Source organism: Pseudomonas sp. 5P_3.1_Bac2, assembly GCF_025465995.1.
Taxonomy (GTDB): Bacteria; Pseudomonadota; Gammaproteobacteria; order Pseudomonadales; family Pseudomonadaceae; genus Aquipseudomonas.
Map to the genome: position 1 here is coordinate 507,895 of NZ_JANLNY010000023.1, position 26,931 is coordinate 534,825.

A 26,931-nucleotide genomic window follows, 5' to 3' on the forward strand; every position below is an offset into this window, starting at 1 on the left:
CTACTCGGTCACACCCCGTGCCGAACGGCGGATCAGCAAGATCACCGGCAGCAAGCCGACCAGCACCAGGCTCAAAGCCGGCAGCGCGGCGCGGGCCCACTCGCCCTCGCTGGTCATTTCAAACACCCGTACCGACAAGGTGTCCCAACCAAAGGGACGCATCAGCAAGGTGGCCGGCATTTCCTTGAGTACGTCGACAAACACCAGCAGCGCGGCGGTCAGCGCCCCCGGCACCAGTAATGGCAGATACACCCGCACAAACAGCGGTACGCCACTGACGCCCAGGCTACGGGAAGCTTCCGGCAAAGAGGGGCGAATGCGCGCCAGGCTGTTTTCCAACGGGCCATAGGCCACCGCCATAAAACGAATCAGATAGGCCAGCAGCAAGGCCCCCAGACTGCCCAGCAGCAGCGGCTTGCCAGCGCCACCGAGCCAGTTCGACAGCGGAATCACCATGACATTGTCCAGGTAGCTAAACACCAGCATGATCGCCACCGCCAGCATCGAACCCGGCAAGGCATAACCCAAGTTGGCCAGGGCCACGCTGGAACGCATCAGCGGTGTCGGGGTGAGACGCCGGGCAAAGGCCAGCAGCAACGCCAAACTCACCGTGATCAGCGCCGCCAGGCCGCCCAAATACAGGGTATGCAGGACTAAACCGGTGTAACGCTCATCCAGATCAAACCGGCCGCGCTGGATAAACCACAGCACCAGTTGCGTCACCGGGATGACAAAGGCACAGGCGAACACCAAGCCGCACCAGCTGCTGGCCGCCAAGGCTTTAACGCCCTTGAGGTGATACAGCGCGGCGCCCCGTGGGCGCTCATTCACCGGCCGCACCGCACCGCGCGCACGGCGCTCGCCGTAGAGCACGAGCATCACTGCCAACAGCAGCAAACTGGCCAGTTGCGCCGCACTGCTTAGGCTGTAGAAGCCGTACCAGGTCTTGTAGATGGCGGTGGTGAAGGTGTCGAAGTTAAACACAGACACGGCGCCAAAATCGGCCAGGGTTTCCATCAGCGCCAACGCAAGGCCAGCCCCAATGGCCGGGCGGGCCATGGGCAGCGCCACGCGGCAGAAGGCTTGCCACGGGCTTAAACCAAGAATCCGCGCCGCCTCCATCAAGCCCTTGCCCTGGGCGAGGAAGGCATTGCGCGCCAGCAGGTACACGTAGGGGTAAAACACCAGCACCAAGACGCAGATCACCCCGCCGGTGGAGCGCACCCGGGGCAGGCGCACGCCTGTACCGAACCATTCGCGCAGCAGGCTTTGCACCGGCCCGGAAAAATCCAGCAGGCCGACAAACACAAACGCCAGCACATAGGCTGGGATGGCAAAGGGCAACATCAACGCCCAGTCCAGCCAACGCCTGCCGGGGAATTCACACAGGCTGGTGAGCCAGGCCAGACTCACACCGAGCACCGTCACGCCCACGCCGACCCCGAGCAGCAGTACTGCGGTATTGCCCAACAAGCGCGGCATCTGGGTTTGCCACAGGTGGCTCCAGATTTTGCCATCCACTTCGTGCCAGCTCAGCAGCAGCACCGCCAGGGGCATTAACACCAACAAGGCCAGGGCAAAAACCGGCGGATACCAGCGGCGTTGGGCAGGATGGGCCACGCAAATTCCTCAGAACGGCAGATTTTTTATCAGATGGCGCAAGGCCGCTTAACGCGTAAAAGCAACGCCCCGGAGCAAGCCGGGGCGTCGAGTATAACCAGCCAAGCGCAGGCTTAGTTCCAGCCGGCGCGATCCATCAGCATGATGGCTTCGGCTTGGCGCTTACCGGCGACCTCCACCGGGATCGCATCAGCCTTGAACGTGCCCCAGCTTTGCACCTCAGCCGAAGGCTGGATTTTCGGGTTAGCCGGATATTCTTGGTTGATCCCGGCAAACAGCGCCTGGGCTTCATCGCCAGTCATCCACTCCAGCAGCTTAAGGGCGGCCTCTGGATGGGGCGCGTTTTTAGTGATGCCAGCGCCCGCCAGGTTGACGTGCACGCCACGGTCGTTCTGATTAGGCCAGAACGGCTTCACCTGCAGATCCGGCTGGGCCTTGTGCAGACGCCCGTAGTAGTAGGTGTTGGTGATGCCGACGTCGCACTGACCGGCGTCGATGGCTTGCAGCACGGCGATGTCATCGGCAAACACGTCGGTGGCCAGGTTATTCACCCAACCCTGGAGGATTTGCTCGGTCTTCTCGGCGCCATGGGTTTCGATCAGGGTGGCGGTCAGCGACTGGTTGTACACCTTCTTACTGGTGCGCAGGCACAGGCGCCCTTCCCAGTTGGCATCGGCCAAGGCTTCGTAAGTCGACAGCTCGCTCGGCTCGACGCGCTCGGTGGAGTAGAAGATGGTCCGCGCGCGCAGCGACAGGCCAGTCCAGCTACCGGTGCTGGAGCGGTATTGCGGCGGGATATTGGTTTCAATCACAGCGGATTTAATCGGCTTAAGCACGCCTTCGCGCTCGGCTTGCCAGAGGTTACCGGCATCCACGGTGATCAGCATATCGGCTGGGGTGTTCGCCCCTTCGGCCTTGAGCCGGGCAATCAGCGGCGCTTCTTTATCGGTGATGAACTTGACCGGCACCCCGGTTTTCGCGGTGTAGGCATCGAACACCGGCTTGATCAGCTCATCGATACGCGAGGAATAGACCACCACTTCATCGGCAGCCTGGGCGGTACCCGCCACTGTCACGAGTGTGGCAACGGCGAGTAAACGCTTGCTTGGCAACATGGATATAGCCTCTTGCTATGACGAGTAAAAGTGCTAAATGCTAGTCAATTGCATTTGCTATCACAACCCAAGGAGATTGCCAGCTGTTTCAAAAAGGCTGGCGGCCAGCCCTAAGCACTGGCCGCCCTGGGGTCGATCAGACGACCAAAGCCCGCGCCTGCTCGCGCAGGACAAACTTCTGCACCTTGCCGGTGCTGGTCTTCGGCAGCTCGGTAAACACCACATGGCCAGGCACCTTAAAGCGCGCCATATGTTGCTGACAGAAGCTGATCACTTCGGCCGCGTCCAGCTGCGCCCCGGCTTTGACCGCGATAAATGCACAAGGCGTCTCGCCCCATTTGCTGTGCGGCATGGCCACCACAGCGGCTTCGAGGATCTGCGGATGGCGGTAGAGCACGTCCTCCACCTCAATCGAAGAAATGTTCTCGCCGCCGGAGATGATGATGTCCTTGGAGCGGTCCTTGATCTCCACATAGCCATCGGCGTGCCACACGGCCAGGTCGCCGGAATGGAACCAGCCGCCGGCAAAGGCTTCAGCGGTGGCCGAAGGATTTTTCAGGTAGCCCTTCATCACCACGTTGCCGCGCATCATGATCTCGCCGATGGTCTCACCATCTTTGGCCACTGGCTCCAAAGTATCCGGATTGGCCACCATCAGCCCTTCCAGTAATGGCGCACGCACGCCCTGACGGGATTTGAGGCGCGCGCGCTGCTCGGCAGATTCCTTATCCCAGGCGCTGTTCCACTCGCAAGACACGCTGGGGCCGTAGGTTTCGGTCAGGCCATAGACGTGGGTGACGCGGAAGTCCAAGGCCTCCATGGCTTCGATCACCGCCGCCGGTGGCGCGGCGCCAGCAGTGAGCACTTTGACCGGCTGGGTTTTCAGCGCTTTCAGTTCATCCGCGGCGTTGGCCAGCATGTTCAGTACGATCGGTGCGCCGCAGAAGTGATCGACGCCATGTTCGGCCAGCGCCGGGTAGATCGCCTCGGCCCGGACATGGCGCAGGCACACGTTAACCCCGACATAGGCGGCCATCACCCAGGGGAAGCACCAGCCGTTGCAGTGGAACATCGGCAAGGTCCACAGGTATACCGGGAAGCGATTCATGTCCCAGCACATGGCATTGGACAGCGCATTCAAGTGCGCGCCACGGTGGTGATAGACCACGCCTTTGGGGTTGCCGGTGGTGCCGGAGGTGTAGTTGAGGGAGATCGCCTGCCACTCGTCAGCTGGCAGCTGCCACGCGTAGTCAGGATCGCCCTCGGCCAGCAGCGCCTCGTAATCGAACTGGCCGATCAGTTGCCCGCCAGCGTATTCCGGATCGTCGATATCGATGATCAGCGGGCGATTGGGCAAGTGACTGGTGACCCGTTGCACCAGCTCGCCGAACTCTTTATCCACCAGCAGCACCTTGGCTTCGCCGTGTTGCAGGATAAAGGCCACGGCTTCGGCATCCAGACGGGTGTTGATGGCGTTGAGTACCGCACCGCACATCGGCACGCCGAAATGCGCTTCGAACATGGCCGGACCATTCGGTGCGATGACCGCCACGGTGTCGCCAAGGCCCACGCCGCGCTGGCTTAGCGCCGAGGCCAGGCGGATGCAGCGCTGATAAGTCTGCCCCCAAGTTTGCCGTAACGCGCCATTAATCACCGCCAGGCGCTGCGGATGGACACTGGCAGCACGCTCAATAAAAGTTAGCGGGCTCAGTGCCTGAAAATTCGCGGCTTCACGCGGCATGCCGTATTCGTAAGGGTTGATGCTGTGCATTGTTGTTCTCCGACCCAAGGCTGACAAACGTACCAGTTGCCTGGCAATGTTACCGTCATACCTTGGTCGGAAACCGTGACTTATGGGTCAGCCGTTGCGTCAGCATAGGCATCCCGACGCCATGCTGGCGTGCACCCTGCACCCAAGTGCCGCGTGCTAGAGCGCCGGCGTCAATCGCCAAGCTGTCATCACCTCATCTGAGCTTGGCCGGCGTTATTTTTTGAAGGAGTGATCGAGTGACCTCACGCTTACCTGTGATCGTTGGATTTGGTGGCTATAACGCAGCTGGACGTAGCTCCTTCCACCATGGCTTCCGCCGGACTGTGCTGGAATCGATGGACCTGCCCGCTCGTCAGCAAACCCTCGCGGGCCTGGCACAGATGATGAAGCTGGTGCACGTGGTTGACGGTCAGTACCAAGACGACCAGGGCCAAGTGCTGAGCCTGGCCGAGATCGATGCGCGGTTCAGCGCCATCATCCTCGCCGGCACCCTAGTACGCCGTATCGAAGCCCAGCACCTGGACCCGGACGCCGCTTACTGGCAGAAGAACATCAGCCTCAGCGCCACTGCCGACAGCCCGCTGAGCTTTGTCACCAGCCGTAAGCAACTGCCTGAGCCACTGCCAGAGAACTGGTCAGTGACTGAGCTCAACGCCAGCGAAGTGCAAGTCACCCTGCATGACAGCTGCGAATTCAAAATCGCCAGCTACCGCCCGCTCGCAGTGAAATCCGCCGGCCAACTGCCCACAGGCTTTGAGCCCAGCGAGCTGTACAACTCCCGCTTCCACCCACGCGGCCTGGCCATGACCGTGGTCGGCGTGACCGACGCACTGCGCTCGGTGGGCATCGAATGGCAGCACATCGTGCAGCAGGTCGCACCGGATCAAATCGCCGTGTTCGCCGGCAGCGTGATGAGCCAGCTGGATGAAAACGGCTACGGCGGCATGATGCAGTCGCGCCTTAAAGGTGGCCGTGTCACCGCCAAGCAACTGGCCCTGGGCCTGAACACCATGCCGGCGGACTTTATCAACGCCTATGTGCTCGGCAGCGTCGGCACCACCGGCAGCACCACTGGGGCCTGCGCCACCTTCCTGTACAACCTGCAAAAGGGTGTCGAACAAATCCAATCGGGCAAGTCCCGCGTGGTGGTGGTCGGCAACAGTGAAGCGCCGGTCAACCAAGAGTGCATCGAGGGTTACGGCGCCATGGGCGCACTGGCCACAGAAGAAGGCCTGCGCCAGATCGAAGGCAAGGATGACGTAGACTTTCGTCGCGCCAGCCGGCCATTCGGCGCCAACTGCGGCTTCACCTTGGCCGAAGCCTGCCAGTTTGTGGTGTTGATGGATGACGAACTGGCCCTGCAACTGGGCGCCGATATCCACGGTGCGGTGCCGGATGTGTTTATCAACGCCGACGGCTTTAAAAAGTCCATCTCTGCCCCCGGCCCGGGTAACTACCTGACCGTGGCCAAGGCCGTGGCCAGCGCCGTGCAACTGATCGGCGCCGACGGCGTGCGCCAGCGCAGCTTCGTCCACGCCCACGGCTCCAGCACCCCGGCCAACCGCGTCACCGAATCAGAGATCCTTGAGCGCGTGGCCAGCGCCTTTGCCATCGAGCAATGGCCGGTGACGGCGGTCAAAGCCTTTGTCGGCCACAGCCTGGCCACCGCCAGCGGCGACCAGCTGATCAGCGCCTTGGGCAGCTTCAAGTACGGGATTATTCCGGGGATCAAGACCATCGATGCGGTCGCCGACGACGTGTTCCAGGATCACCTGAGCATCGCCACTGAAGATCGCAGCCTGGCGCCTGAGCAACTGGAAGCCTGCTTTATCAACTCCAAGGGCTTTGGCGGCAACAACGCCAGCGCCGTGGTGTTGGCCCCCCATGTGGCCGAGCGCATGCTGCGCAAACGCCATGGCGAAGCGGCCTTTGCCGCTTACCAGACGCGCCGCGCCGCCACCCGCAGCGCGGCGCAGGCGTACGATGAGCTAGCGCTGAAAGGTCAGCTGGAGATTATTTATAACTTCGGCAACGACATGATCGACGACAAGCAGATCGAGATCAGCGCTGAGCAGATCAAAGTGCCGGGCTTTGCCCAGCCTCTGCAATTTGCCTCGGATGCGCGCTATCGCGACATGCTCGACTAAGCAGGCATAGCGCCCAGGCCAGGCGGCATGGGCGCTAGCTCAAGCGTTACTGGCCCAGCTTGGCCGCCAAGGCCTGTACCTCAGCACGCCAATCGGCCGCCGCCGGCAGTGCGATAAAGAACGGATTAAGCAACGACTCATAGGCGTGGTAATCCAGGCGCTCGCCGTTTAAGCGCAGCACCTCGCCGCCGGCGCCTTCGAGCACGCCTTGGGCCGCTGCCGTGTCCCACTGCGATGTCGGCGCCAAGCGCGGATAGCAATCGGCCTGACCTTGCGCGAGCAAACAAAACTTCAGGCTACTGCCGACATTGGCCAGTTGCAGTTGGCCAAAGCGCGCCTGCAAATCGCTGAGCAACTGCTCTTGCTCGGGGCTGGAATGACGCTTGCTGGCCACCAGGGTAAAGGCCTCAGCCGGCGCCGTGCGCACGCTGATCGGCTGCACCTTGCCGGCGCTATCGGCGACAAACGCACCGAGACCTGCGCCACCGTAGTAGCACTGCCCGGTCGCCGGCACACCGACCACGCCGAACAGCACGCGGCCCTGCTCGATCAGGGCGACGTTAACGGTGAACTCTGCACTGCCACTGATAAATTCCTTAGTGCCATCCAACGGGTCGACCAACCACCAGCGTTGCCATTGCTGGCGGGTGCTTAAGGGAATATCGGCGTCTTCTTCAGACAGCACCGGCACCTCGGCCAGCAGCTGTTCTAGGCCGGCGACGAGGATATCGTGCGCGGCCAGATCGGCAGCGGTGACCGGCGACTGATCGGACTTTTGCGTCACCGCCACGTCGTTGCGCCAGAACGGCAGGATGGCGGCGCCCGCTTGGCGCACCAGGGCAATTAGCTCGGCGATCACAGGCGCCGTTACGGGATGGCTCATGAGTGACTCACAGACTGAACAGGCCGCGCTGGATAAGCAGATCGCGGGCCAAATAGAGCGCCGCCAAAGCACGACCCTCAGTGAATTGCGGGTGCTGGACCAAGCTCATAAGGTCGCGCAGGTGGACTTTATCCACGCTGATCGGCTCAGGCTCGTCGCCCGGCAGGCTTTCCTCAAACAGATCCCAGGCCAGCACCACCTGAATCTTCTGGCTCATATAGCCAGGCGATAAGCTCAGTTCAGCTAAGTGCTCGAGATGGCGGGCGCCAAAGCCGGCTTCTTCTTTAAGCTCACGGTTGGCAGCGTCGAGCACATCTTCGCCGGGCTCGATCAGACCTTTAGGCAGCGACAGTTGGTAGTCATCGGTGCCGCCGCAGTATTCCTCGATCAACAGGGCATGCTCGGCATCGGCCATGGCCACCACCATCACCGCCCCATAACCGGCACCCTTGCCGACTAACCGCTCGTAGGTGCGTTCCACGCCATTGCTGAAACGCAGCTGCAACTCTTCAACACGAAACAGACGGCTGCTGGCGACTATTTCGCGGGCAAGTACGGTTGGCTTCTGGCGCATGGTACAGCTCCTAGGCATGACTTAGCGGGGTATCATAGCGCGGATAATCGCCGCCGTTGCGCTGATGGCGACACCGGCGCGGCAATTGCCACCTTCTTTTATTTACCAGAAGTTTGCCTATGCCTGCCTTAGCTTGGAATACCCTGGACACCGTCCTGCTGGATATGGACGGCACCCTGCTGGACCTGCATTTCGACAACCACTTCTGGCTAGAGCACCTGCCCGCACGCTACGCCGAGCACCATGGCATCAGCCGTGAGCTGGCTGACGCGGAGCTGCTGCCGCTGTTTCGTCAGCATGCCGGGCAGCTCAATTGGTATTGCACAGACTTCTGGAGCCGCGAGCTGAATCTGCCGATTCCCGCGCTTAAGCGCGAAGTGGCCCATCTGATCGCCCTGCGCCCGGATGCCGATTTGTTTCTCGCCGCGCTGCGCAAAGCCGGCAAGCAAGTGCTGCTGATCACCAATGCCCACCGTGATTCGCTGTCGTTAAAGATGGAGCGAGTCGAACTGGCGCCCTACTTCGACCGCATGATCAGCTCCCACGACTACGGCTATCCCAAGGAAGACCAGCAGTTCTGGCAGGCGTTGCAGGCGGATTGCCCGTTTGATCCGGCGCGCAGCTTGTTTATCGACGACAGCCTGCCGATCCTGCGCAGCGCCCGCACCTTTGGCGTGGCGCAACTGCTCGCAGTGCGTCAGCCCGATAGCCAGGCGACGCAAAAAGACACCGAGGAATTTGCCGCGGTAGAGGATTACCGCGCGTTACTGCTGGGCCTGAGCGGCCACTGAGTGATTCAGTAGGCGGCGCATGCAATAGGCGCGCGCAGTAAGCGAGCATTGCACTCGCCTGCTGCGCGCCTGCCGCTGAGGCTTACTCCGGAATGCGCAGCACTTGGCCCGGATAAATTTTGTCCGGGTGGCTGAGCAGCGGTTTGTTGGCTTCGAAGATTTTCGGATAGAGATTGGCATTGCCATACTCGGCCTTGGCAATCGCGCTCAGGGTGTCGCCTTTTTTCACGGTGACAAAACGCGCCGCAGCCGCCGGGGTGGTCACGGTGATCTGATCCAGCACTTCCGCCACGCCCGCGACGTTGCCCAGGGCCAGGAGGATTTTCTCTTTCTCTTCCTGGGTCGCCACTTCACCTTTGGCGGTGACTTTTTCCCCTTCCACACTGATTTGGATATTGGGATTGCCCAAGCCGACCTGGGCTACGTGCGCCGCCAGCGACTCAGCGGCTTGCGCCTCCTGACCCACCAGTGATTCCCAGAGTTTGGTTCCTGCTTCTTTGACAAAGTTGAACAGACTCATATGTGCTCCTTTTAATCCTTGGATGGGTACCGGTCGCAGCCGGGTGAATTTGCAGTTTAGTCGCAAATCTTTGCTGAGGTTGCCAGCATGACAATCGTACTGGCAAGCAGCATCGGCACGACTGTTAGAATGGGCCAAACCTCGCTGGGATTGCTGCATGGACATCAAGCAACTGAAATTCCTTATCGCCTTGGACGAGACCCGCCACTTTGGCCAGGCGGCAGCGCGTTGCCACATCACCCAACCAACCCTGTCGATGCGCCTGCGCCAGCTGGAAGAAGAGCTGGGTCTGCAACTGGTCCATCGTGGCCAGCGCTTTGAGGGCTTCAGTGCCGACGGCGAGCGCATCTTGGCTTGGGCACGCAGCCTGATGGCTGCCCACGATGGCCTGTACGCCGAAGCCGCCGCCTGCCGCGGCCAGTTGGTCGGCACCCTGCGCTTAGGCGTGGTGCCCTTGGCCGGGTTTGACCCCATGCGCTTGGTCCAGCTGTTTGCCAACCGCCACCCGAGCCTGCGCTTTCAGATGTTTGCCCTGAGCAGCGAGCAGATTTTGGAGCGCTTGAGCAGTAATCAGCTGGAGCTGGGCCTGTCCTATTTGGATCGCCTCGACCCGCAGCACTTCGACAGCTTCGCCTTAGCCGAAACGCGCATGGGCCTGCTCTATGACCGGCGTTTCTTCCAGTTCACCAGCCCGGCGCTGCGTTGGGAAAACCTTATCGAACTGCCCTTGGGCCTGCTCTCGGCGGGCATGCATTTTCGCCAGTCGATTGATCATGGCTTCCGCTCCCGGGGCCTGACGCCAAACCCCAGGCTGGAAACCGATGCCGTTCATCAGTTACTGCAAGGGGTCAGCGCTGGCTTGTGCTGCGCCATCGTGCCACTCAACAGTGGCCACAGCGAGGCCAATGAACATCTGGCACTGACGCCCATTGAGGACGCCCTGACCCTTGCGCCACTGGGTCTGATCATGCGTGGCAGCGGGCCACGTTCGCCGTTGGCCGAAGCATGCTTCAGCCAGGCCGAAGAGCTTTTAGCGCCACAACAGGCAGTCTGACAGCACAACCCATAGAGCAAATCGATCAAGGTATTGGCAACAGCGATTAGACGCCCTCAAGGCAGCGGCCTAGGCTGACTCCAGCATTGGTCTTAAGGATTGCTGTGCCATGTCCCGCTCTGCTTCGCCCCCACCTCAGTTAGTGACGGCCCCAAGCTACAGTTATGTCGAACTCAGCGCGGCTCCCGCACCGGACAGCAGCGCCGCGCTGGCGGAGGAAGTGGCACTGGCCCTGAGTTTTAACGGGATCAACCACAGCGTGATGATGGTCACGCCCAAGGATGTGGCGGACTTTATCCGCGGTTTCAGCCTCAGTAGTGCCTTAGTGACATCGATAGATGACATCTACGACATTCAGCTGCACAGCTCCACCAGCAGCATCAATGCTGAAATCCGTATCAGCAACCGCGCGTTCTGGGCCATGAAAGAGCAGCGCCGCACCCTTGCCGGCACCAGCGGCTGTGGCCTGTGCGGCGTCGAAGCGCTGGATCAAGCGCTGCCCGATATCCCCAGCCTAAGCCCCAGCGCCCTGCCGCCGCCTGAGCACCTGCACGGCCTGCGTGGGCGCATCGAGCAAGCGCAAACCCTGGCCCGTGACAGTGGTGCCGTGCATGCCGCGCTGTACGTGGATGAGCACGGCGAGATCGTCCTGTGCCGCGAAGACATTGGCCGCCATAACGCTCTGGATAAGCTGATCGGTGCCCTGCACAGCCAGGCGCTGCCACGCAGCAAGGGCTTTGCCGTGGTCACCAGCCGCTGCAGTCTGGAACTTATCCACAAGGCCCTGCGCGCCGGCATCGGCACTTTGGTCAGTCTTTCCGCCCCCACCAGCCTCAGCGTGCAGTGGGCGCGCCAGCATCAGCTCAACCTTATTCATTTGCCTAAGCACAGCGCCCCCAGGCTCTACAGCCCGCAGGCGCCAGGAGTTGCCCAGCCATGAGTCTGCAAACCATCAACCCGCGCTACCAGCCTTACTCCGGCCCGGCTGCGGGCTGGGGCGCGCTGCGCAGCGTGACGCGCTTCTGGCTGGACAGTAAGCAACCGTTTAAGAACCTCCGTGCCTTGCTCAAGACCAACCAGAACGGCGGCTTCGACTGCCCTGGTTGCGCCTGGGGCGACTCGCCGGAAGACGGCCATATCAAGTTCTGTGAAAACGGCGCCAAGGCCGTTAACTGGGAAGCCACCAAACGCCGGGTGGATGCCGCCTTTTTCGCCCGCTACAGCGTCACTCAGCTGCGTGAGCAAAGTGACTATTGGTTGGAATACCAAGGCCGCCTGACCGAGCCGATGCGCTACGACGCCGTCAGCGACCACTATGTGCCGATCAGCTGGGACGCCGCCTTTAAGCTGGTCGCCCAGCACCTCAAGCAACTGGATAACCCCAATCAGGCCGAGTTCTACACCTCGGGGCGGGCCAGTAACGAAGCGGCGTATCTGTATCAGCTGTTTGTGCGCGCCTTTGGCAGCAACAACTTTCCTGACTGCTCGAACATGTGCCACGAGGCCAGCGGTGTCGGCCTGGGCCAAAGCGTAGGGGTCGGCAAAGGCACGGTGACCTTCGATGATTTTGAGCACAGCGATGCGATCTTCGTGCTCGGCCAGAACCCCGGCACCAACCATCCACGCATGCTTGAGCCGCTGCGCGAAGCGGTCAAACGCGGTGCCCAGGTGGTGTGCTTCAACCCGCTCAAAGAGCGCGGCCTGGAGCGCTTCCAGCATCCGCAAAATGCCCTGGAGATGCTCAGCAACGGCTCTAAACCGCTCAACACCGCGTTCTTCCGGCCGGCCTTGGGCGGCGATATGGCGGTGCTGCGCGGCATGGCCAAGTTCCTCCTGCAATGGCACCGCGAAGCCTTGGCCAAAGGCGCGGAGCCGGTGTTCGACCTGGACTTTATTGCCCAGCACACCACTGGCGTCGAGGCTTACCTGGAGTTGCTGGATAACAGCAGTTGGCAATCGCTGGTCGAGCAATCGGGCCTAAGCCTGGATGAACTGCAGCACGCCGCCCTGGCCTATCGCCGCGCCGAACGGGTGATCATGTGCTGGGCCATGGGCATTACCCAGCATCAGCACTCGGTGGCGATCATCCAGGAGATCGTTAACCTGCAACTGCTGCGCGGCCACATTGGCCGTCCCGGCGCCGGTCTGTGCCCGGTACGCGGCCACAGTAACGTGCAGGGCGACCGCACCATGGGCATCAATGAACGGCCGCCCGTGGCCTTCCTCGATGCGCTGGAGCAACGCTTTAAATTCCAAGTCCCACGCGCCGAAGGGCACAACGTGGTGGAGGCCATCGAGGCCATGCTCGAAGGTCGCTCTAAGGTGTTTATCGGCCTCGGTGGCAACTTCGCCCAGGCCACTCCAGACAGCCCGCGCAGCCATCAGGCCCTCAGCCAGTGCGCGCTGACCGTGCAACTGAGCACCAAGCTCAACCGCAGCCATCTGACCACCGGCGCCGAGGCGCTGATCCTGCCGTGCCTGGGCCGCACCGATATCGACCTGCAAGCCGAAGGCGCGCAAGCGGTGACGGTGGAAGACTCGTTCAGCATGATCCACGCCTCCTACGGCCAGCTCAAACCGCTGTCGCAAGAAATGCGCTCGGAACCAGCCATCATCGCCGGTATCGCCAAGGCCACCCTGGGTAATCACCCGGTGGACTGGGACGCGCTGATCGCTAACTACGGGCGTATCCGCGACTTGATTGCCGAAACCATTCCCGGCTTCGCCGACTTTAACCGCCGCGTGCAACACCCAGGTGGCTTCTATCTGGGCAACGCGGCCGGTGAGCGGCGCTGGAAGACGGCCTCGGGCAAAGCCCACTTCAAGGCCAACCCGCTGCCGGCTGACCTGCTGCCCGAACAAGTGCGGGCCAGCGGTCAGGTGCCCGATCTGATCCTGCAGACCCTACGTTCCCACGATCAGTACAACACCACCATCTATGGCCTGGACGACCGTTATCGCGGCGTGAGGGGCCAGCGTCAGGTGCTGTTTGCCAACGAAGCCGACATCCTGCGCCTGGGCTACAAGCCCGGTCAGCAGGTGGATATCGAATCGCTGTGGGACGACGGTATCGAACGCAAAGTGCGGGGCTTTACCCTGCTGGCCTTTGATATTCCCGCCGGACAAGCGGCGGCTTATTACCCGGAAGCTAATCCTTTGGTGCCGTTGAGCAGTGTCGGGGCGGGCAGCTTTACCCCGACGTCCAAGTTCGTCGCCATCCGCCTGAGTGCCGCCGCAGCGAATAGCCGGATCATTTAACTGGGCCTAGATGTGTCATTTGTCACACAAGTGTAACCGTTCAGGGAATTTTTCCACGTATTAAGTTCTAAGCCTTTACCTGCTGGCGGTTACGCCCGGGGCGGCTGCTTAGGCACCGCGTACCCATTTATCTGTAAAGGTTAGCCGTATGCGTACGTTAATTTCCGCTGTGCTGTTCACTGCCTTCAGCGTGCCCTATGCCCTGGCGGGCGATAACGGCACTGTCGCCGTGGGCTCAGGTCTAGGCGGGGTGCTCGGTAATGTGGTTGGCCAACAGCTTGGTGGCAGCACCGGCGCGGCCATTGGTGCAGGTTTAGGCGGCGCTGCCGGTGGTGCCATCACCGCCCGCGATCGCAATAAAACCGAAGCGGCCTTAGGTGGCGGCTTAGGCGCTGCCGGTGGCTCGGTAGTCGGTAATCAACTCGGTGGCAGCACCGGTTCAACCATTGGTGCTGGCTTAGGCGGCGCAGCCGGCGGCGCGTTGGCGAACCAATATGCCGGTAGCGATGATCGCTACGACCGCCGTGATAACCGCAGCTATAACCGCAAAAAAGGCAAAGGCCACAAATACGGGCACAGACACAAACACCGTTAATCTACGCCAGCCCAACAAAAGCCGCTTAATCGCGGCTTTTGTGTTTCAGGCCGATGGCAACAACGCGGTTAAGGCCGCGCGCAGGTTGTCGGGAATGCTCAAGGGGCGGTTGCTGCTGCGCTCGACAAAGACATGGACAAAGCGCCCCGCCGCACAGGCGTGGGCCTCGCCGTCCTTGAATATCGCCAGCTCGTATTGCACCGAGCTGTTGCCCAGCTTGGCCACCCGCAGGCCCACTTCGATACGCTCGGGAAAGGCAATCGAGGCGAAATAATCGCAGCTGGAGCTGACCACAAAGCCCACCACCTGGCCGTGGTGAATATCCAGGCCGCCGACTTCGATCAGATAGGTATTCACCGCACTGTCGAAGTAGCTGTAGTAGGTGACGTTATTCACATGACCATAGATATCGTTGTCATGCCAGCGGGTAGTGATGGGCTGGAGGTAGCGGTAATCACTGCGCTGTGCTTGGGCATCAGCCATATAAAGTCCTCAATAGGCCGCCTGGTAGATCGCCAGGGCGTGATTTTCGGTCATCTCCCGGGGGTTATTGACCAACAGGCGCTGTTGCACCATGGCGTCGCGGGCGAAAGTCGGGAGCAAGTCCTCAGGCACGTTGGCGTCACGCAAGCGGGTGGGCAAACCACTGCGCTGAGTAATATCCGCCAAGGCGCAGATAAACTGCTCGGCCTGTTCAATGACCGCGCCGTTTTTTAACCGTTCACCAACGACCAAGGGCGCCAACTCGGCATACCAAGGCGCCGCCACACTGGCGTTAAAGCCCAGCACATGGGGCAACATCAGGGCGTTGGCCAGGCCGTGGGGAATATGCAGATGGCCGCCCAATGGATAGGCCAGGGCATGCACACCGCCGCAGGGTGCGTTGGCGAAGGCTTGGCCGGCCAGACAGGAACCCAGCAACATGGCCTGACGCGCCTCGCGGTTACTGCCGTTATGCACCGCCTCATCGATATTGGCGCTGAGCAAGCGCAGGGCCTCACGGGCGAGCAGATCCGACAGCGGGTTCTTCTTCAGGATGCTGGTATAGGCCTCGATGGCATGCACCATGGCATCAATGCCGGTGGCGGCGGTGACGGCTGGCGGCAAGCCCAAGGTCAGCTCGGCATCCAGCACGGCCAAGTCCGGCAGCAGCAACGGCGACAACACGCCCATCTTGCTGGTGGCGCCGGTGGTGATCACCGAAATCTGTGTCACCTCCGAGCCGGTGCCAGCGGTGGTCGGCACCAGCACCAACGGCAAGCGCTGACCACGGGCATTGCCGACGCCATAGATCTGCGCCAGATCCTGACTGCACGCCGGATGGGCGAGCAGTGCCACCAGCTTGGCCACGTCCATCGAACTGCCGCCACCAAAGCCGATAATCAGCTGGGCGTTGAGCGCTTTGGCCTGGGCCACGGCGCTCAGCACGATGGCTTCAGGCGGGTCGGCCTGAACCTGATCGAATATTTCGATGCTGACCCCGGCCTGGGCAAAGCCAGGCAGCACCTCGTTTAACAAACCGAGCTTGGTGATGCCCGGATCGGTCACCAGCAACACCCGCTGCGCCTCCCGCGCGCGGCACAATTCGCCAAGGCGGCGCGCGGCGCCTACTTCGCACTGGATTTGCGCGGTGGTCGCAAAGCTAAAGGCCTGCATGGGATGTCCTCAGTGATTAACGCTGCCGCAGCAGCTGATTAAAAGGCGAAGTCAGCCGCATCCATGGCCATCAAACACTCGGCGCCGCCCAACACCGCTTCGCGATGGGCACTGGCGCGTGGCAACACGCGGCGCAGATAGAAGTGTGCAGTCTGCATTTTTGCCCGGTAGAAGGCTAGGTCAGCGCTGCCCTGCTCAATGGCATCTTGCGCCCGCGCCGCCGCTTGCAGCCAGAAGCCGGCGAGCAGCACGTAGGCCGAATAGTGCAAGAAATCCACGGCACAGGCGCCGATCTCTTCCGGATCGCGCTGTGTTGCCGCCAGCACCCAGGTGCTCAGTTCACCCCACTCATTTAAGCGCTGCGTCAGCGTCTGCGCCAGGCTGGCTAAGGCCGGCCGCGCCGCTTGCGCGCTGCAGAACTGGCTCAGTTCAGCCTGCAAGGCGCCGAGTTCAGCGCCGCCATCGCCAAGCAGCTTGCGGCGGATATAGTCCAGCGCCTGAATGCCGTTGGTGCCCTCATACAGCTGGGTGATGCGGCTGTCACGCATCAGCTGCTCAATCCCCCACTCGCGGATAAAACCATGCCCGCCGTACACCTGCACGGCGTGGCTGGCGACCTCCTGGCCCATATCGGTGCAGAAGGCTTTGACGATCGGGATCAGCAACGCCGCGCGCTGACCAGCCGCCTTGCGCGCCGCCGCGTCAGGATGCTGATGCTGTAGATCGAGCTGCTGCGCGCAGTACACCGCGAGCATGCGACTGCCTTCGAGAAGGCTTTTTTGCGTGAGCAACATGCGTCGCACATCGGGATGCACAATGATCGGATCGGCCGCTTGCTCAGGCGCTGCCGGGCCGCTCAGGGCGCGCGACTGCAAGCGTTCGCGGGCATAGCGCAGCGCCCCCTGAAAGGCCGCCTCGGCAATGCCCAGGCCTTGCAAGCCCACCTGGAAACGCGCGTCGTTCATCATGGTGAACATGCCAGCCAAACCTTGGTTGGCCGCGCCGATCAGCCAACCGGTGGCGCCATCGAAATTCATCACGCAGGTGGCCGCGCCTTTGATCCCCATCTTATGTTCGATGGCGCCGCAGCTCAGGGTGTTGCGCGCACCGAGGCTGCCGTCGGCGTTAGCTATAAACTTAGGCACCAGCAGCAGGCTGATGCCCTTCACCCCAGCCGGGGCATCGGGCAAACGTGCCAGCACCAGATGGATGATATTGGCCGACAGATCCTGCTCGCCGCCGCTGATAAAAATCTTGCTGCCCGTGACCTTATAGCTGCCGTCGGCCTGTGGCTCGGCCTTAGTGCGCAGCAAGGCCAAGTCTGTGCCGGCCTGGGGTTCGGTGAGGCACATGGTGCCGGTCCACTCGCCGCTGACCAGCTTATGCAGATAGGCCTGTTGCAGCTCGCTGCTGCCGTGCTTGTGCAGGGCCAACACCGCGCCCTCGGTAAGGCCGGAATAAATACGAAACGACAACGAGGCGGCCATCAGCATTTCGTGGAAATTACAGGCGAGCATCTGCGGCAGGTCCTGGCCACCGAACTCACTCGGCCCGGTCATCCCCGCCCAGCCGTTATCCACATACTGCTGGTAAGCCTCAGCAAAGCCATCAGGCGTCGTCACGACCCCTTCATGCAGGCTGACGCCCTGCTCATCGCTGTTGCGATTAAGTGGCGCCACCACTTCTTCAGCGTAACGCGCGCCCTCTTCGAGCACGCCGTCGACCAACTCGCGGTCCAGGCCATTGCCGAGCAGTGCACAGTGGGCGCTGATGTCGAATAGCTCATGTAAGACGAACTGCATATCGCGCAGCGGTGCTTGATAGCTCATAGCTGGCCCTCCTTAACATCGGCAAAGCGTTGGCCACTGGCGGCCAGTCGTTCGATTAATGACGCCGGCTGCCAGTGCTTGCCAAAGTCTTGTTGTAGGCTGCGCAGGCGTTGCAGGAGCGCCGCCGGCCCCTGGCTGTCGGCCCAGCTCATCGGCCCGCCATGGCTGGCGGGGAAGCCATAGCCATTGAGGTAGACCAGATCGATGTCGTGGCTGTTAGCGGCGATGTTTTCTTCGAGGATTTTCGCGCCCTCATTGACCAGCGCCAGCAAGCAGCGCTCAACGATCTCACTGTCGTCGATTGCCCGGCGGCGCAAACCCAGTTGCTCGGACACCGCCAAGACCAAGGCGTCGACCTCGGGGTCATGCTCAGCCTGACGACTGCCCTCGGCGTAGCGGTAATAACCGCGCCGGCTTTTCTGGCCGAAGCGGCCCAGTTCGCACAGACGGTTATCGACCTGAATGGCCGGATCATCCTGGCCCTTGCCGGCCAACTCGCGGGCGCGCCATTCCAGATCGATACCCACCACGTCGTACATGCGAAACGGCCCCATGGCCAGGCCGAATGCCTGCAAGGCCGCATCGACCTGCTGTGGATAAGCACCTTCGAGCAGCATCATGCGCGCTTCGCGCACGTAGGTGTGGAGCATGCGGTTGCCGATAAACCCGTCGCAGTTGCCCGCGACCACGCTGACCTTACCAATCCGCTGCCCCAACTCCAGCGCTGCCGTCAGCACCGCGGGGGCGGTCTGCGCACCCCGGACGATCTCAAGCAGCTTCATGATGTGCGCCGGGCTAAAGAAGTGCAGGCCCAGAACCTGTTGCGGGCGCCGCGTAACATTGGCGATGGCATCGATATCCAGCGCCGAAGTATTGCTGGCGAGGATGGCGCTGGGCTTGAGGATGGCGTCCAGGGTGCGGAAGATTTGCTGCTTAAGCTCGAGGTTCTCGTACACCGCCTCGATCACCAGATCGGCCTGGGCCAGCTCGGCATACTCGGCCACCGGGATCACACAGGCTATACGTGCCGCGCATTGCTCGGCGTTGATCCGCCCGAGCTTGAGGTTATGCGCATTGGTCTCGGCCACGACGCCGAGCGCCTGCTCGAGCATCTGTGGGTTGTTATCCAGCCACAGCACCTTGATCCCGGCATTCGCCAAGCTCATGACAATGCCCCGGCCCATGGTGCCCGCACCAATCACTGCGGCCAGTTGTACTGCGCCTAGTTGAACAGCCCCTGCCTCGTGCATACCCACCCTCTTATTGTTCTGTGCAGCCGGCGGATACCGCCCCACTGCGCGATGGCGAAAAAAAATCAGCAACCACCATAAGCAAGGCGCTACTATTTTTGAAATTTAGTCTTGTGATACGAAGTATTTCAACAGTGAATATCTCGAACTTTGACCTCAATCTGCTGCGCGTATTTGATGCCCTGATGCGTGAGCAAAACGTCTCCCGCGCAGCCGCCCGCCTGTCCCTGAGTCAACCGGCGGTGAGCAATGCGCTGAGCCGCCTGCGCGCCCTGGTCAATGACCCGCTGCTGGTGCGCGTCGGCCGCAGCATGCAGCCGACGTCCCGCGCCCAAGCGCTGGAGGCGCCAATTCGCGCGGCGCTGCAACAGATCGAGCAAAGTCTGAGCGCCACGCCGATCTTCGATCCGGCGACCAGCCGTCAGCAATTCAGCATTGCCGTGACCGACTATGTGGAGCTGATCTGCATGCCTGCGCTGCTGCGTAAGCTCAGCGAACAGGCGCCGGGGATGCGCATCGATATTCGCCACCTGACGCCGAACCTGCCGATGGCGGCCCTCGATCAAGGCGAGGTGGATTTACTGCTGGGGCGCTTTGACCAAGTGCCGGCGCGCTTTAGTTGCCAACACTGGATGAGTGAAACCCTGCAACTGGCGCTATGCCGCGACCATCCTCTGGCGCAGCAGGTGATCGACTTAGAGAGGTTTATTCAACTGCGCCACCTGTGGGTCAGTGGCGGGCAAACCCGTGGCATGGTTGATCAGTGGCTAGCCGAGCACGGCCTGGCCCGGACCATCCACTACACCACACCGAATTATCTACAGGCCGCCCATTTGATCGCCGGCAGTGAGTTGGCAGCGGTGCTGCCACGACGTCTGGCGGAACATTTCACCCAGTTATTGCCCCTGCAATTGCATGACCTGCCCTTCAACCTAGGGCCGTTTCATTTGCAGATGGTCAGCTTGGCAGCGCGCCAGCGCGAGCCGGCGCTGCACTGGCTGATGGAGCAAATCAAGCTGATCGGCCAGCGCTAAGCAGCCTTACAGACCCGACTCACTGATCAGCATGCCATGCAGCACCTGATAGGTTTTGCGCCCACAGCGCAGGGTCAGCGGTGCACGGTCGACGATCACCCAGCCCTTATCCAGCAGGGTGCCAATGTGCGCACGCAGCGCGGGCAGGCAACGCTGATCCGATTGACGCGTATCCAGGTTCGACATCCATCACCTCGGCAGAAAAATACTCCAGCGGGAGTCTGGGCTCCCACGACTGACAGGCACATGACGGAGCCTGCACAGGATTCGACTGAATTCGCCGAATAAAATCAGAGTACAAAAAACTTTCCGACAAGTTGTTGCGCGCACACCAAAGTGTGATGGTCGTGACAAAAAAATCGCAGCCATTTCACACTTTGCTTAAAAGCCGTTTTGCCGCACCCGCTCGGCAAACGGCAGTTGGCCAATCCGGGGATGATCCGCGCCCGCTTTTTTGCCCACGGCGACCATCAGCGCGATCAAATGATCCTCCGGCAGGTTGATCAGCTTAGCCATGGCGGCAAAATCAAAACCATCCATTGGGCAGGAATCCAAACCTTTGCCCCGCGCCGCGAGCATCAGGGTTTGCGCGGCCAGACCGCAACTGCGCATGCATTCATCACGCTGCACTTGCGGCTGATCTTGGTAATAACCTTGAATGGCCCCGTGCATAAATTCGCGCACCGGCTGCGGTGCCTCTTGCCACACGCGCTCGGCATGGCTGCTCCAGCTATCGACACGGGCGCACACCACCACCAGCAAGGCGCTGTCGGTGACCTGCGCCTGATCCCAAGCGATGGCTCGAATTTGCTCACGCAACTGTGGGTCACTGACTTGCACCAAGCGCACGTGTTGCAGATTAAACGCCGAGGGCGCGAACAGGCTCAGCTCCAACAGCTCCTGTTGCTCGGCGGCGCTCAGGCTAAAACTGGGATCAAAGGCGCGCACGGCACGGCGGCTACGAATCACTTCATCGATCAGCATGGGAATCCTCAGGTGGCGGTCTAAAGTCGCCATGCTAGGGTCTGTTACCATTGCCGGCTAGCCACTTCACCTGTCAACTAGCCCGCCCGCCATGACCCCAGCTCACCTCGCCACTCTCCAACAGCACCTGCTCAGCGCCTTAAACCCTGCGCCCAGAGAAACCCGTCGCCTGTTCCATGGACGTGGCCGCTGCTGGCCAGGGCTTGAGCAAATCACCGTGGACTGGTTGCAAGGCGTGCTGCTGGTGGCGCTGTTTAAACCTGTCAGCGATGAACAATTGCACGCTCTTGAGCAGATGCTTCTGGAGTTAACCCGCAGCCCACAGTGGCAGACAAGCCAAGCCCATAGCCTGTTGCTGCAACTGCGCTATTTGCCACAGAGCCCCAGCCGCTGGTTGCTCGGTGAACCCCAGCAACAGTGGCAAATCAGTGAACATGGCCTGCACTACCTGCTGGATCTGGGGCACAAGCAAAACAACGGGTTGTTTCTTGATATGCGCTATGGCCGCCAGTGGGTGCAAGCCAATGCCCAAGGCAAGCGCGTGCTTAATCTGTTTGCTTACACCTGCGGTTTCTCTGTGGCCGCGCTGGCTGGCGGCGCCAGCCAGGTGGTCAATCTGGATATGGCCAGCGCCGCGTTGAGCCGTGGCCGCGATAACCACCGGCTGAATCAGCATGACCTGCGCCAAGTGGTGTTCTTAGGCCACGATTTGTTTAAGTCCTGGGGCAAGGTGGCCAAGTATGCGCCCTACGATCTGATCATCATCGATCCGCCGTCCTTCCAGCGCGGCAGTTTTGTCCTGAGTAAGGACTACCCCAAAGTTCTAAAACGCTTGCCGCAATTGCTTAATCCCGGCGGCAGCGTATTGGCTTGTTGCAATGACCCGGAAGTAGGCCCCGAGTACCTGCGGCAAAGCATGGCGCAAGAGGCGCCACAGCTGCAGTTCAGTGAACGCTTGGCAAACCCGCCGGAGTTCCCTGACAATCAGACTGACAGCGCGTTAAAAGCGCTGCTGTTCACTCACACCTAAGTACTAATAAAGACTCGCAGGATGGCTGTAACACGCGAGATAGACAGCCTGGATAAAGTAGGACGTTGGAACAATTACGACCAGCGGCGGTTCCAAACTGATCTACAGTTAAACCACCTCCCTTCCGAGATCGCACACATGACATACAAAGCCTTAGGTTTGGCCCTGTTTGCCAGCTTGCTAGTGGCCGGTTGCGCCAGCAAAACCACCAACCCCGAGCAGTACTCGGGCTTTCTCAGCGATTACTCGGGCCTGCGTCCCGCTGAGTCGGCCAGCGGCGTGCCAGTGATGCGCTGGGTGGCCTCCGACTTCCAACCTCAGGCTTATCACTCGCTGCTGGTGGAAAAACCGCAGTTCTACCCGGCGCCCAAGCCCAATGAGCAGGTCAGCCAGAAAACCCTGGATGAGATCGCCGACTACCTGCAACAGGCCTTACAGCGCGAGCTGGGCGGCCAGCTGCGCATCGTTAACCAAGCAGAGCCAGACACCATCGTCCTGCGCACCGCCATCTCGGCGGTGGAGCTAACTCCTGAAGGACTCAAGGTCTATGAGGTGATTCCCGTGGCGTTGGTTGCCGCAGCCGCCATGACCGCTTCTGGTGCCCGCGACCTAGACACCAATATCTATATCGAGGTCGAAGCCCTCGATGGACGCACCAAGCTCCCGCTGACCCGGGTAGTGCGTAAAGGCCATGGCCTGCAACTGGAGAACGACAGCACCCAGCTGACCTTAAAAGACATCAAACCGGTGCTGGATGAGTGGGCCAAAGACACCCGCGACTTCAAACCCAACGGCCTAGCCCGCTAGCCACCCAGCCCGCCCTGACCGCGCAGGTCAGGGCCGCTGCGCTAGGCAAAGACAAAGTATTTGCGCACCGTCTCAACCACCTGCCAGGTGCCCTTCATCCCAGGCTCGACGATAAAAATATCTCCCGCGCGCAGATGAATCGGCGCCTGACCTTCAGGGGTGATGATGCAGTAACCCTCTTGGAAGTGGCAGTACTCCCACTTCTCATACGCCACTTCCCAGGTGCCTGGGGTACAGATCCAGGTGCCCATGATCTTGCTGCCATCAGCCGAGGTGTAGGCATTGAGGTTAACGGTATGCGGCTCGCCGGCGATGCGGGTCCATTTGCAGGCGTCCAGCACCGGTAAAGGTTGGGTATCACGTAACACGGTAATAGGGTTCATCAGCAGCTCCTTAAAACAGGCAGGCGAAAACCTGCCATGGGCTTGCCAGCCTAATCACTCACCCGCAGCAAACTGTTCTGCGACCGACCTGCAACACTCTGCCTACGCAATTGTCCGTACAAGAGTCGGCGCCGGAGTTAAGCTATAGCCCCATGAGTACAGCCCCGTTTATCACGCCTCTGTCAGCCAGCTCCCAGGACCTCAGCACCGGACTACGCATCGGTGGCGACTGGACGTTGCGCCATTACGCCCAGCTGGAAGAGCAAATCGCCACGCTCAGTGGCCAGCTCAAGGCCGACGCCGCAGTTGAGCTAGACGCCCTCGGCGCGCTGGACACAGCCGGCGCGGCGCTGTTGGTGCAATTGCTCGGCAGCCAGCGTTTAGCCCAACTGATCAGCCAGAGCAGCAGCCTCAGTAGCGAGCGGCGCGCCCTGCTCAGCAGCGTCGGCGCGGCCATTGGCGAGCTGGGTGACAGTCAGCCCAAAGCCCGGCAGCCACTGTGGTTCGAGCTGTTCGGGCAAATTGGTCAGAGCATTGCCGAGCTGTGGCAGCAGTTGATGGCCCTGCTGGGCTTTATCGGCCTGACCTTAGGCAGCATGTTTGCCATCCTGCTGCGGCCCAGCCGTTGGCGCGTCACCTCACTGGTCGCGCACTTGCAGCAAAGCGGCCTGAATGCCGTGCCCATCGTCGCCCTGCTGACCTTCTTGGTCGGCGCGGTGGTGGCCTTTCTCGGCGCCACGGTATTGGCCGACTTTGGCGCCACGGTGTACACCGTCGACCTAGTGGCCTTTTCGTTTCTGCGTGAATTTGGCGTGTTGCTCACCGCCATCCTCATGGCCGGACGCACCGCCAGTGCCTTTACCGCGCAAATCGGCTCGATGAAGGCCAACGAAGAGATCGATGCGATCCGCACCTTGGGCCTCAATCCCTTGGAGTTGCTGGTGCTGCCACGGGTGTTCGCGCTGCTGATCGCTCTGCCGCTGCTAACCTTTATCGCCATGCTCAGCGGTATTATCGGCGGCGGCGTGGTCTGCGCCTTAAGCCTGGATATTTCGCCGACCATGTACCTGGCCATGCTCCAGGAAGACATCGAGCTGCGGCACTTTTTAGTCGGCTTGGGCAAAGCGCCCTTGTTCGCCTTTTTGATTGCCGTGATCGGCTGCCTGGAGGGCTTTAAGGTCACCGGCAGCGCCCAATCGGTGGGCGAGCGCACCACCTCCAGCGTGGTCCAGTCGATCTTCGTGGTGATTGTGTTGGATGCCTTAGCGGCCTTGTTCTTGATGGAGATGGGCTGGTGAGTCAGACAGCGGTTATTCAAGTGCGCGCGCTGGTTAACCGCTTCGGTCAACAGACGGTGCATAACAATCTCGACCTGGATCTCAAGCAGGGTGAAATTCTCGGCGTGGTCGGCGGCTCCGGCACCGGCAAATCGGTGCTGCTGCGCAGTATCGTCGGCCTGCGCCGGCCCAACGCCGGCACCGTGCACGTATTTGGTGAAGAACTGCTGAGCCTGCCGAGCCTGCAGCGCTCGCAGCTGGAGCGGCGTTTTGGCGTGCTGTACCAGCGCGGCGCCCTGTTCAGCTCGCTGACCGTGGCGGAAAACATCGCCCTGCCGCTGATTGAACACGCGGGTCTCAACCGCGCCAGCGCCGAGCGCCTGGCCTTGGTCAAACTGGCCTTGGTCGGCCTGCCCCGCGAGGCGGGGGATAAGTATCCCAGCGAGCTCTCCGGCGGCATGGTCAAACGCGCAGCCCTGGCCCGCGCCCTGGCCTTGGAGCCGGATATTTTATTTCTCGACGAGCCCACCGCTGGCCTCGATCCAATTGGCGCCGCCGCCTTCGATCAACTGATCCTGACCCTGCGCGACGCCTTGGGCCTGAGTGTGTTTCTGGTCACCCATGACCTCGACACGCTCTACACCATTTGCGACCGGGTCGCGGTGCTGGCGGAAAAACGCGTGTTGGTGGCCGATCGCCTTGCGGTGGTGGCCGAGACTGACAACCCTTGGATTCATGAATATTTTCACGGCCCGCGCGGACGCGCTGCCGAGCAAGCCGCCTCCGGCGCGGCGGGGAGAAATTAAATGGAGCCGCGCGCTCATCACGTACTCATCGGTTTATTCACCGTGGCGCTACTGGCTGGCGCGCTGCTGTTTGGCCTGTGGCTGAACCACAGCAGCTCCGAGCATGAAACCCGCGATTACGACGTGATCTTCAAAGAGGCGGTCAGCGGCTTAAGCCAAGGCAGCGCCGTGCAATACAGCGGGATCAAGGTCGGCGATGTGATCAGCCTGCGCCTCGACCCCATCGACCCGCGCAAAGTGCGCGCGCGCATTCGCGTCAGTGCCACCACGCCGATCAAGCTCGACACCCATGCGCGCCTGTCGATCACCGGTGTCACCGGCGCGGCGATCATTCAACTGCATGGCGGCAGCCCGAAAACCCCAATGCTCGAAGGCGTCGATGGCAAGCCGGCGCAGATCATTGCCGACCCCTCGCCACTGGCGCGCTTTATGGCCAACGGCGAAGACCTGCTGCTGAGCGTGACCAATCTGCTCAACCGCGCCCACACCCTGTTCTCCGAGCAGAACGTGGAGAACATCTCGCGCACCCTCGACAATATCCAGCAGACCACCGCCAGTATTGCCGGGCAACGCGACGAGCTGCACAACGCCCTGGAGCAAATGGGCAGCGCCAGCCAAGAAGCCGCCGAGCTGATGCGCAATGCCAACCAGATGCTCGCCGGCTCCGGTCGCGACTCGCTGGAAAGCGCCAGCCGCACCCTGGCTTCACTGGAGCGCAGCGCCAGCGCCGTCGAACAGTTGCTGCATAGCAACCAAGGCGCCCTCAACAATGGAATGCACGGTGTAGCGGAGCTGGGCCCGGCCATGACGGAACTGCGCGAAACCCTTGGCAGCCTGCGTGGCTTTGCCCGTCGTTTAGAAGAAGATCCTGCCGGTTATCTGCTGCGCAGTGACAGCATCAAGGAGTTCCAGCCATGACCCGTCGCCTGCTGCCAGTCGCCTTGGTGGCGCTGAGCCTGCTCAGTGCCTGCTCGATTTTGCCCAAGAGCGAGCCACTGGATATTTACCTGTTACCCAGCCAAACCTTGCCGCTCAAGGCGGCGCCGTCCATGGACGGGGTCAGTCTGCGGATCAACAAGGCGCAGGCCAACCAACTGCTCGACAGCACACGGATTGCCGTGGTCAACCAGCAGAACCAGATCAGCGCTTACAAGGGCGCACGCTGGAGTGATCGCGCGCCCTTGCTGCTGCGTGACCGCCTGATCGAAGCCTTTAGCCAAGACGCCAAGCTCGCGGCAGTGAGCAGCGACAGCAATAACCTGCAAGCTGACCTGGAACTGGTCATGGACCTGCGCGCCTTCCAGAGCGAATACCGCGACGGCCAGGTGCAGGCGCATGTCCTGCTCGACGTGCAGCTGGTCGAGGGCGACACCCAGCGCATCCTCAGCAGCCAGCGCTTTAACGTGCGCCAGGCGGCCACATCCAGCGCCGTGCCGGCGGTGGTGCAGAGCCTTGGCCTGGCCACTGACGAGTTAAGCCGGCAACTGGTCAACTGGACCCAGCAACAAGCCCATCTGCGCAGCCACTAAGCGCACGCGGCCATCGCG

General features: G+C 61.3%; 26 protein-coding genes. 13 read left to right on the plus strand and 13 right to left on the minus strand.

Features of this window, described 5'->3' with window-relative positions:
- The 3 genes from NTD81_RS15405 to NTD81_RS15415 form a co-directional block, all read right to left on the minus strand.
- Nucleotides 1–1,620: an ABC transporter permease gene (locus NTD81_RS15405; RefSeq protein ID WP_262183498.1), complete on the minus strand. Its 1,620-nt coding sequence runs from the start codon at nt 1,618–1,620 to the stop codon at nt 1–3.
- Nucleotides 1,621–1,733: 113 nt separating this feature from the next.
- The gene (locus tag NTD81_RS15410) at nt 1,734–2,735 is read right to left on the minus strand and encodes an extracellular solute-binding protein (RefSeq protein WP_262183499.1); all 1,002 of its coding nucleotides are present in this window, start codon (nt 2,733–2,735) and stop codon (nt 1,734–1,736) included.
- 136 nt (nt 2,736–2,871) lie between these two features.
- Complete coding sequence (locus NTD81_RS15415; RefSeq protein ID WP_262183554.1) at nt 2,872–4,497, minus strand: acyl-CoA synthetase; 1,626 nt, start codon at nt 4,495–4,497, stop codon at nt 2,872–2,874.
- A 245-nt stretch (nt 4,498–4,742) separates the two neighbouring features.
- Between NTD81_RS15415 and NTD81_RS15420 the strand changes: the two genes are divergently transcribed.
- Nucleotides 4,743–6,653 (plus strand): beta-ketoacyl synthase, encoded by a 1,911-nt coding sequence (locus tag NTD81_RS15420; protein ID WP_262183500.1) that lies wholly within the window; start codon nt 4,743–4,745, stop codon nt 6,651–6,653.
- A gap of 46 nt (nt 6,654–6,699) precedes the next feature.
- On the opposite strand, the gene cysQ is transcribed toward NTD81_RS15420, so the two are convergent.
- Both cysQ and nudE read right to left on the minus strand, forming a co-directional pair.
- Nucleotides 6,700–7,536 carry a 3'(2'),5'-bisphosphate nucleotidase CysQ gene (gene cysQ / locus NTD81_RS15425; protein ID WP_262183501.1) on the minus strand — a complete coding sequence of 279 codons (837 nt, stop codon included), beginning with the start codon at nt 7,534–7,536 and terminating at the stop codon, nt 6,700–6,702.
- A gap of 7 nt (nt 7,537–7,543) precedes the next feature.
- Complete coding sequence (gene nudE / locus NTD81_RS15430) at nt 7,544–8,110, minus strand: ADP compounds hydrolase NudE (protein ID WP_262183502.1); 567 nt, start codon at nt 8,108–8,110, stop codon at nt 7,544–7,546.
- 119 nt (nt 8,111–8,229) lie between these two features.
- Between nudE and yrfG the strand changes: the two genes are divergently transcribed.
- Nucleotides 8,230–8,901 carry a GMP/IMP nucleotidase gene (gene yrfG / locus NTD81_RS15435; RefSeq protein WP_262183503.1) on the plus strand — a complete coding sequence of 224 codons (672 nt, stop codon included), beginning with the start codon at nt 8,230–8,232 and terminating at the stop codon, nt 8,899–8,901.
- An 82-nt stretch (nt 8,902–8,983) separates the two neighbouring features.
- On the opposite strand, the gene lysM is transcribed toward yrfG, so the two are convergent.
- Entirely contained in the window at nt 8,984–9,421 is a 438-nt protein-coding gene (gene lysM, locus NTD81_RS15440) for a peptidoglycan-binding protein LysM (RefSeq protein ID WP_262183504.1), read from the minus strand.
- Nucleotides 9,422–9,578: 157 nt separating this feature from the next.
- Between lysM and NTD81_RS15445 the strand changes: the two genes are divergently transcribed.
- From NTD81_RS15445 to NTD81_RS15460, 4 genes are all read left to right on the plus strand, one after another.
- Nucleotides 9,579–10,475, plus strand: coding sequence for a LysR family transcriptional regulator (locus tag NTD81_RS15445; protein WP_262183505.1), 897 nt, complete (start codon nt 9,579–9,581; stop codon nt 10,473–10,475).
- Nucleotides 10,476–10,584: 109 nt separating this feature from the next.
- On the plus strand, nt 10,585–11,415 hold the full coding sequence (gene fdhD, locus NTD81_RS15450) for a formate dehydrogenase accessory sulfurtransferase FdhD (RefSeq protein WP_262183506.1): 831 nt from the start codon (nt 10,585–10,587) through the stop codon (nt 11,413–11,415).
- Nucleotides 11,412–13,733, plus strand: a complete 2,322-nt coding sequence (locus NTD81_RS15455; RefSeq protein ID WP_262183507.1) for an FdhF/YdeP family oxidoreductase — start codon at nt 11,412–11,414, stop codon at nt 13,731–13,733. Before fdhD ends, NTD81_RS15455 begins: the two co-directional genes overlap by 4 nt.
- A gap of 148 nt (nt 13,734–13,881) precedes the next feature.
- Nucleotides 13,882–14,328: a hypothetical protein gene (locus tag NTD81_RS15460; RefSeq protein WP_262183508.1), complete on the plus strand. Its 447-nt coding sequence runs from the start codon at nt 13,882–13,884 to the stop codon at nt 14,326–14,328.
- Nucleotides 14,329–14,373: 45 nt separating this feature from the next.
- Here the strand turns inward: NTD81_RS15460 and NTD81_RS15465 are convergent, their stop codons facing one another.
- From NTD81_RS15465 to NTD81_RS15480, 4 genes are read right to left on the minus strand one after another with little or no spacing between them, the layout of a single operon-like run.
- Nucleotides 14,374–14,811 carry an acyl-CoA thioesterase gene (locus NTD81_RS15465; RefSeq protein ID WP_262183509.1) on the minus strand — a complete coding sequence of 146 codons (438 nt, stop codon included), beginning with the start codon at nt 14,809–14,811 and terminating at the stop codon, nt 14,374–14,376.
- 9 nt (nt 14,812–14,820) lie between these two features.
- Complete coding sequence (locus NTD81_RS15470) at nt 14,821–15,984, minus strand: iron-containing alcohol dehydrogenase (protein ID WP_262183510.1); 1,164 nt, start codon at nt 15,982–15,984, stop codon at nt 14,821–14,823.
- A gap of 38 nt (nt 15,985–16,022) precedes the next feature.
- On the minus strand, nt 16,023–17,813 hold the full coding sequence (locus NTD81_RS15475; RefSeq protein ID WP_262183512.1) for an acyl-CoA dehydrogenase C-terminal domain-containing protein: 1,791 nt from the start codon (nt 17,811–17,813) through the stop codon (nt 16,023–16,025).
- Nucleotides 17,810–19,063, minus strand: a complete 1,254-nt coding sequence (locus NTD81_RS15480) for a 3-hydroxyacyl-CoA dehydrogenase (RefSeq protein WP_262183513.1) — start codon at nt 19,061–19,063, stop codon at nt 17,810–17,812. Before NTD81_RS15480 ends, NTD81_RS15475 begins: the two co-directional genes overlap by 4 nt.
- Nucleotides 19,064–19,197: 134 nt before the next feature.
- Between NTD81_RS15480 and NTD81_RS15485 the strand changes: the two genes are divergently transcribed.
- Nucleotides 19,198–20,097 (plus strand): LysR family transcriptional regulator, encoded by a 900-nt coding sequence (locus tag NTD81_RS15485; protein ID WP_262183514.1) that lies wholly within the window; start codon nt 19,198–19,200, stop codon nt 20,095–20,097.
- Nucleotides 20,098–20,103: 6 nt separating this feature from the next.
- Here NTD81_RS15485 and NTD81_RS15490 read toward each other — a convergent pair whose 3' ends face one another.
- A complete protein-coding gene (locus NTD81_RS15490) occupies nt 20,104–20,283 on the minus strand; it encodes a hypothetical protein (RefSeq protein WP_262183515.1) in 180 nt (59 codons plus the stop codon).
- Between the two features lie 195 nt (nt 20,284–20,478).
- A complete protein-coding gene (locus NTD81_RS15495) occupies nt 20,479–21,081 on the minus strand; it encodes a nitroreductase family protein (RefSeq protein ID WP_262183555.1) in 603 nt (200 codons plus the stop codon).
- 91 nt (nt 21,082–21,172) lie between these two features.
- Here NTD81_RS15495 and NTD81_RS15500 point away from each other — a divergent pair, with 91 nt between their 5' ends.
- Nucleotides 21,173–22,111 carry a class I SAM-dependent methyltransferase gene (locus NTD81_RS15500; protein WP_262183516.1) on the plus strand — a complete coding sequence of 313 codons (939 nt, stop codon included), beginning with the start codon at nt 21,173–21,175 and terminating at the stop codon, nt 22,109–22,111.
- Nucleotides 22,112–22,249: 138 nt separating this feature from the next.
- On the plus strand, nt 22,250–22,918 hold the full coding sequence (locus NTD81_RS15505; RefSeq protein ID WP_262183517.1) for a DUF3313 domain-containing protein: 669 nt from the start codon (nt 22,250–22,252) through the stop codon (nt 22,916–22,918).
- A gap of 41 nt (nt 22,919–22,959) precedes the next feature.
- Here the strand turns inward: NTD81_RS15505 and NTD81_RS15510 are convergent, their stop codons facing one another.
- On the minus strand, nt 22,960–23,304 hold the full coding sequence (locus tag NTD81_RS15510) for a cupin domain-containing protein (RefSeq protein ID WP_262183557.1): 345 nt from the start codon (nt 23,302–23,304) through the stop codon (nt 22,960–22,962).
- Between the two features lie 149 nt (nt 23,305–23,453).
- Between NTD81_RS15510 and NTD81_RS15515 the strand changes: the two genes are divergently transcribed.
- The 4 genes from NTD81_RS15515 to NTD81_RS15530 are packed head-to-tail and all read left to right on the plus strand — an operon-like array spanning nt 23,454 to nt 26,913.
- A complete protein-coding gene (locus NTD81_RS15515; protein ID WP_262183518.1) occupies nt 23,454–24,599 on the plus strand; it encodes an MlaE family ABC transporter permease in 1,146 nt (381 codons plus the stop codon).
- Nucleotides 24,596–25,384: an ABC transporter ATP-binding protein gene (locus NTD81_RS15520; protein ID WP_262183519.1), complete on the plus strand. Its 789-nt coding sequence runs from the start codon at nt 24,596–24,598 to the stop codon at nt 25,382–25,384. The genes NTD81_RS15515 and NTD81_RS15520 overlap by 4 nt, the downstream gene beginning before the upstream one ends.
- Entirely contained in the window at nt 25,385–26,302 is a 918-nt protein-coding gene (locus NTD81_RS15525; protein WP_262183520.1) for an MlaD family protein, read from the plus strand.
- Complete coding sequence (locus NTD81_RS15530) at nt 26,299–26,913, plus strand: ABC-type transport auxiliary lipoprotein family protein (protein WP_262183521.1); 615 nt, start codon at nt 26,299–26,301, stop codon at nt 26,911–26,913. The genes NTD81_RS15525 and NTD81_RS15530 overlap by 4 nt, the downstream gene beginning before the upstream one ends.
- Nucleotides 26,914–26,931 lie beyond the last annotated feature (18 nt).

Excerpts from the sequence above, each read along its gene's own strand:
- yrfG (WP_262183503.1), top strand. The coding sequence starts at position 8,230 with ATGCCTGCCTTAGCTTGGAATACCCTGGACACCGTCCTGCTGGATATG.
- NTD81_RS15525 (WP_262183520.1), top strand. The coding sequence starts at position 25,385 with ATGGAGCCGCGCGCTCATCACGTACTCATCGGTTTATTCACCGTGGCG.
- lysM (WP_262183504.1), bottom strand. The coding sequence starts at position 9,421 with ATGAGTCTGTTCAACTTTGTCAAAGAAGCAGGAACCAAACTCTGGGAA.
- NTD81_RS15530 (WP_262183521.1), top strand. The coding sequence starts at position 26,299 with ATGACCCGTCGCCTGCTGCCAGTCGCCTTGGTGGCGCTGAGCCTGCTC.
- NTD81_RS15495 (WP_262183555.1), bottom strand. The coding sequence starts at position 21,081 with ATGCTGATCGATGAAGTGATTCGTAGCCGCCGTGCCGTGCGCGCCTTT.
- NTD81_RS15460 (WP_262183508.1), top strand. The coding sequence starts at position 13,882 with ATGCGTACGTTAATTTCCGCTGTGCTGTTCACTGCCTTCAGCGTGCCC.
- cysQ (WP_262183501.1), bottom strand. The coding sequence starts at position 7,536 with ATGAGCCATCCCGTAACGGCGCCTGTGATCGCCGAGCTAATTGCCCTG.
- fdhD (WP_262183506.1), top strand. The coding sequence starts at position 10,585 with ATGTCCCGCTCTGCTTCGCCCCCACCTCAGTTAGTGACGGCCCCAAGC.
- NTD81_RS15455 (WP_262183507.1), top strand. The coding sequence starts at position 11,412 with ATGAGTCTGCAAACCATCAACCCGCGCTACCAGCCTTACTCCGGCCCG.
- NTD81_RS15465 (WP_262183509.1), bottom strand. The coding sequence starts at position 14,811 with ATGGCTGATGCCCAAGCACAGCGCAGTGATTACCGCTACCTCCAGCCC.
- NTD81_RS15505 (WP_262183517.1), top strand. The coding sequence starts at position 22,250 with ATGACATACAAAGCCTTAGGTTTGGCCCTGTTTGCCAGCTTGCTAGTG.
- nudE (WP_262183502.1), bottom strand. The coding sequence starts at position 8,110 with ATGCGCCAGAAGCCAACCGTACTTGCCCGCGAAATAGTCGCCAGCAGC.
- NTD81_RS15470 (WP_262183510.1), bottom strand. The coding sequence starts at position 15,984 with ATGCAGGCCTTTAGCTTTGCGACCACCGCGCAAATCCAGTGCGAAGTA.
- NTD81_RS15500 (WP_262183516.1), top strand. The coding sequence starts at position 21,173 with ATGACCCCAGCTCACCTCGCCACTCTCCAACAGCACCTGCTCAGCGCC.
- NTD81_RS15480 (WP_262183513.1), bottom strand. The coding sequence starts at position 19,063 with ATGCACGAGGCAGGGGCTGTTCAACTAGGCGCAGTACAACTGGCCGCA.
- NTD81_RS15515 (WP_262183518.1), top strand. The coding sequence starts at position 23,454 with ATGAGTACAGCCCCGTTTATCACGCCTCTGTCAGCCAGCTCCCAGGAC.
- NTD81_RS15475 (WP_262183512.1), bottom strand. The coding sequence starts at position 17,813 with ATGAGCTATCAAGCACCGCTGCGCGATATGCAGTTCGTCTTACATGAG.
- NTD81_RS15410 (WP_262183499.1), bottom strand. The coding sequence starts at position 2,735 with ATGTTGCCAAGCAAGCGTTTACTCGCCGTTGCCACACTCGTGACAGTG.
- NTD81_RS15490 (WP_262183515.1), bottom strand. The coding sequence starts at position 20,283 with ATGTCGAACCTGGATACGCGTCAATCGGATCAGCGTTGCCTGCCCGCG.
- NTD81_RS15445 (WP_262183505.1), top strand. The coding sequence starts at position 9,579 with ATGGACATCAAGCAACTGAAATTCCTTATCGCCTTGGACGAGACCCGC.